This window comes from Coleofasciculus sp. G2-EDA-02 (assembly GCF_040226375.1).
Taxonomy (GTDB): Bacteria; Cyanobacteriota; Cyanobacteriia; order Cyanobacteriales; family Coleofasciculaceae; genus Coleofasciculus.
In genome coordinates this window covers 1-4,630 of record NZ_JAVKEW010000170.1, presented here as the reverse complement: position 1 = coordinate 4,630, position 4,630 = coordinate 1, and the positions used below count along the sequence as shown (strand labels likewise).

Here is a 4,630-nt window from a genome sequence, read left to right as displayed (position 1 = left end):
TTGATAATTGACAATTGATTAATTGGGTCTAAAACCTCTTCGTTTACGAAGAAATTAAAAAAGATTTTCCTTAATTTCAATCCTCTTCTTTTAAGGAGAGGTCATTATCCATTGTTCATTATCCATTGTCAATTTGTGAACAATAGCTGGCGCGAAACTCCCTAAACCCGCCCCTAAAAACGAATAATGACACAGGGAGCATTTCAAATTAGTTACTAGGGAAATAGCCAGCGCGATCGCGTTGTACATTGGTACTGGCACCACCCCCGCCTTGCTGGGCGAGAACCTTTAATCCTTCGTAGGCGAGGGTCAATTCCTCAATCGCCACGGTACTGGAACTTGCTTGTAAGGCTGGGGTTTTCCAACCGACTGGAACCGCACCGATTAATGTCCAACATTGCATGGTTTCTCCGGCTTGGTTAAAGACCAAAATATTGACATTACGCCGTTCTTTTTTCCCGGGATTGAGCGTCTGATTGATCCAATTCCAAAATACTAAATCTTCAGTAATCCCGCGCTTCAGGGTAACATCATCAAATTTGGCTTGTTTGAGAAAGATACGTTGCTGTTCGTTGACTCCTCCTTCAAAGTATACTTCTTTATCAATCTGCACCCCCAAACCTGAACACTCGCTAAATGAGGCAGTAATCTGACTTTCGATTTCGATATAAAATCGATTAGCGGTGACGTAGTTGAGTTCGTGGGTAACATTACCATTGTCAGCCATTTATAGTAACCCTCTGTAGTTTTTATGGCGTTCCCGTTGTTTGCGTAAATCTTCTTGCATCAGCTGATACACTTGCTCGCTGAGTTTCCGCAGGAGCAAAGGATCTTGGCATACCTTGGCAGCAAGTTTTAAAAGAATCTGTCGTTGTTCAGGGTTCATCACTGATTATTTATGTCTCATCCGTCTTGCCCGACTCTGCAATTGCGAGAGGTAAGTCTCATCTTCGGGATTAAACGCCTGTTTGTGAACCCTTGGCATTGTCCCGGAAGAGTCGTTAGTTGAATGATCAACCTCTTCAATCTCTTCCCGTTGATCTTCTACTCTGTTAAGCTGATGTCTTAATACTTTCGCTCGTTGCAGTACTTGTTGGTATTGATCTAGTTCGGGAAGTTCTTCCCAATTGAGTTCTACTCTATCTGTGACCCTATCGTTATAGGTTGTCGTCTTGGTGATTTGGCGGCGAAGCCTGAGTTCATCTGCTCTGAGCTGAATTTCTTGAAAGCTATCAGTTTCTATTATTTGGGCGACTTCCTCTTCTTTTTTAGTTTGGTCGATTTCAATGTTGATTCTCAGCAGTTTTTTAACGGTTTTAGCCACGACTTGACCGTAGCGGTCAATAATAACGACGCTAAAGGTGGTTAAGACTAAGCCAACGGCTGGCGGGACAAGGGGTATCCATCCCGCCTGCTGGACGAATAGAGAATAGGAAATGCCATACAAAATACCACCGGCTACTACCGCAACCGGAATCAGAATCCAAGGACGGCGGATTTTCCAAGCCAGAGTTCCGCCGACAACGGACCAGAGAAAAATCCAGAGGATTTCATTCCCCTCGGACCAATACCAAATTAAAGGGCGACTATCTAAAACTGTACCCAGAAGTTGACTGACGATGTGGGCGTGAATGACTACCCCTGGCATTTCGACTCGATCCTGAGCAGCTGCACTAAACGGTGTGGCAAAGTCATCATTGGCAGTCGTTGCGGTGTACCCCACCAAAACGACTCGATCTTTGACCAGATTGGGATCAATTTTACCTTCTAATACATCGGTTACGGTGACTTGCTCAATGGCATTTTCACCGGACCGATAATCGAGCATAATCTGGTAGTCCACTGCACCACTTTTGTGATAGCCACCTGAGTGTTGTTCTAGTCTGGTCAAGACAGTGGAGTCTAACATCAGTTCTCCTGTCTCTGTGTAATCTAAAAAAACATCCTCTTGTTCAAGATAAAATAGTGCCAGATTTAAGGCAAAAGAGGGGAGTTGATTTTCGTATCCGTCAATCTCACTAATCTGACAGAGGTGGGGATCGTTTACTGGAGTTTCTAGTGGTGTCGGAACTGACAGTAAAATTGTGCGACGAATGGAGACATCTGAGTCAAAGGGTAAATCGGCAATCCCAATCCGTTCGTCGGGAATTCCAGGTGCTGCAGGAACGCCGGGTTCACTCAAAGAACTCATTTTGCAAACGGCGATAATGTTATCGTTTTTTTGCAATACGTTGATTAAGTTCTCACGACCTGTCCCTTGGGGTACATCCCTTAAAATATCAATACCGATCGCTCTGGGTTGATATTCCTGTAGTTTCTGTAGCAGCTTCGCCAGTGTGCCATCTGATATGGGGAATTCTTTGATCTGGGCGATGTCAGCTTCGCTATATTCCACCACCAACACCCGATCATCGGGTTCCTGTTCCGGACGCGATCGCACAAGTTGGTCATAAGCGTCCAGTTCAAATCCTTCTAAAGCACCTAACTGTCGCACTCCTACAATTACGCCTGTCACGACTAAGCTGGTGAGAACCACGGTTCCCCCAAACGCGATCAGTCCTTTTCCGACGGGATGTTGCCCGAAAAATGAACGAACTTCAGAAATCATCTGGGTATCGCCTCCTGCTCTCATGGGTGAATGAGCTGACAATGCGCCCTAAAGGGCGGAGTTTCTTAGGCTGGTAAGCCTGGGATTAAGACAATCAAACTTAATCAAACTTAACCTAACATCAGGAAAAGATAGTGGTTTTCTAACTTTGCTCTGCCATTAATCACTTTTCTTAAAGAAGTGTGAGCATCCTAGGTTTTACAAACAAGTCCGATAGAATATTAGTATATAATATAGTACCCAGGCAGTTTATTTGTGTTGTGGGGTTTAAATTGTATACTGAGTGAGTTTATCTCAGTTAAACGGATCATAGCTCAGCACCTTCGCTGAGTCGCTATAAAGAAATGAGGGAATCTGGCAAGCGCGTTTCTTAAAATTTACGCTTAGGACAGGGAACTTTGCTGAATAGAGAGGAGTCGCCATGTAGATAAATACGCTCACCTTGGTTAAGCTCTCTACTAAAGCTACTGCATTAATTAAAATTGTCTTAAGTGCTGCTATTGGCAAGGAGTAAAATGAAAAAGTCCTCTATATATCTTAAAACCTTTTCCCTGATGTTGTCTCTGGGAGTCGTCATGAGTGCCAGTGCCATGGCAATTGCTAGTCTCAAGCCGAGTTCGTCTAGCCCAGCTCAACAGACACCTTCAGAAAGTCTCTTGGCACGGCGACCAAGATTCAGAGCACCCGGTGTAAGATCGTCTCGGGGTCGAAGTGGAGGTACATCCCGTGGTCCTGGTATGTGTTACGGAGAACAGATAACTGTAACGCCTCTGCTACCAAAAATTAACGAACAGGATTCATCAAAAGAAGAGAGCCTTGTCGTCGAATCGACTGTTTCTCCTGCTCCTAAATTCTTAATTTCCGTTGATCAAACTAAAGCGACGGAAGCCGAGTTTACATTACTGAATGCTAATGGCACAGAGGTCATTTATCAGCAGGAGGTTTCTCTGGAAAATAAGACGCCAGGAATTATTACGGTGAGTCTTCCTGAACCCGCTACAGAGGATGAAGCTCTTGTTAAAGTTGGTCAGGAATACCAGTGGTTCTTTTCCGTCCGTTGCGACCCAACGGATTTAGCCGGAGATCTAATTGTTGAAGGACGGATTAAGCGAATTCCCAAAGAAGATGCTCTGGCTCAAGAATTAGCCGATGCTACAGAACTGGAAAAGCCAGCCGTTTATGCCGAGTTTGGAGTCTGGACAGAAGCCGCGAGTTCCCTGGCTGAATTACTGGAAAACAATCCTGACAATCCAGAGATCAGAGCAAATTGGCAAGCTCTCTTAGAATCGGTTAATTTAGGCAAGCTGATCGAAAAAGACCTGGTGAGTAGTTCTGGGTCGAGCGTTGAAAATTAACTCTTTTTAGCCGACTTAGCCGTTGTGCTTTCAATTCTAGACACTGGTTCCTTCCAGGATATGACTAAACCTTAAAGGGAAAAGCGGATAAGCTTTTCTCTTTTTCAATGGGGATTGGTAGGCTGCTATAAGGAAAACTTTTAGGTTTTAAGCTTAAGTTTTAATATTCTAAAGACAATGGGACTTACGGCTGGCAGAAAATGTCACGGCTAAAGCATGATTTGACCTGGGTTTGAGGTTGTAGTATTATATATTTAAATACCGTATGATGCTCATATTCTGGTCATTTTTAAATAAAAAACGCTTTAAATCCATAATGCTGCGTTGTTTTTTCATCCCTCGCCTCGGAAAAATCCAAATAATACAAGTATGTTTCATCCTCTAATTTTCTGAACTCATCCAGAGGCTGATTTGACAAAAAAGCAGTTTAATGCGTAGGTTTCCTCAGCCCTCACCTCCCATCGCGGTATAATAAAATGTTACTCAACTCTTTGGCGCGACTTTTTCCATTAGAGGAAAATAGAGATTTGACACTCCCACGGCGATAGAGCGCGTGGGATTCTGTATTCAACGTCAAAACTTGCTCTACCAGGCTTGCGCTCCTGTTGCGTAGAGGCTCCAACTCCTACAGCTTTACTTTGGGGATGCCCTCCCCTAGATTTTGCTT

Annotated in this window: 4 protein-coding genes; 1 reads left to right on the top strand and 3 read right to left on the bottom strand. The window is 44.0% G+C overall.

Annotation, left to right across the window (positions count from 1 at the left end; genetic code table 11):
• Positions 1 to 208 precede the first annotated feature (208 nt).
• From RLO19_RS20390 to RLO19_RS20380, 3 genes are read right to left on the bottom strand one after another with little or no spacing between them, the layout of a single operon-like run.
• Entirely contained in the window at positions 209 to 727 is a 519-nt protein-coding gene (locus RLO19_RS20390) for a phage tail protein (protein WP_446359264.1), read from the bottom strand.
• The gene (locus RLO19_RS20385) at positions 728 to 886 is read right to left on the bottom strand and encodes a hypothetical protein (RefSeq protein WP_446359263.1); all 159 of its coding nucleotides are present in this window, start codon (positions 884 to 886) and stop codon (positions 728 to 730) included. It lies immediately after the preceding gene.
• A 6-nt stretch (positions 887 to 892) separates the two neighbouring features.
• Positions 893 to 2,608, bottom strand: coding sequence for a CHASE2 domain-containing protein (locus RLO19_RS20380; RefSeq protein WP_446359262.1), 1,716 nt, complete (start codon positions 2,606 to 2,608; stop codon positions 893 to 895).
• A gap of 515 nt (positions 2,609 to 3,123) precedes the next feature.
• Here RLO19_RS20380 and RLO19_RS20375 point away from each other — a divergent pair.
• The gene (locus RLO19_RS20375) at positions 3,124 to 3,963 is read left to right on the top strand and encodes a DUF928 domain-containing protein (RefSeq protein ID WP_446359261.1); all 840 of its coding nucleotides are present in this window, start codon (positions 3,124 to 3,126) and stop codon (positions 3,961 to 3,963) included.
• The last annotated feature ends 667 nt before the right edge of the window (positions 3,964 to 4,630 follow it).

Bases quoted from the DNA above. Each gene is read 5' to 3' on its own strand.
- RLO19_RS20380 (WP_446359262.1), bottom strand. From the start codon at position 2,608: ATGATTTCTGAAGTTCGTTCATTTTTCGGGCAACATCCCGTCGGAAAA.
- RLO19_RS20385 (WP_446359263.1), bottom strand. From the start codon at position 886: ATGAACCCTGAACAACGACAGATTCTTTTAAAACTTGCTGCCAAGGTA.
- RLO19_RS20390 (WP_446359264.1), bottom strand. From the start codon at position 727: ATGGCTGACAATGGTAATGTTACCCACGAACTCAACTACGTCACCGCT.
- RLO19_RS20375 (WP_446359261.1), top strand. From the start codon at position 3,124: ATGAAAAAGTCCTCTATATATCTTAAAACCTTTTCCCTGATGTTGTCT.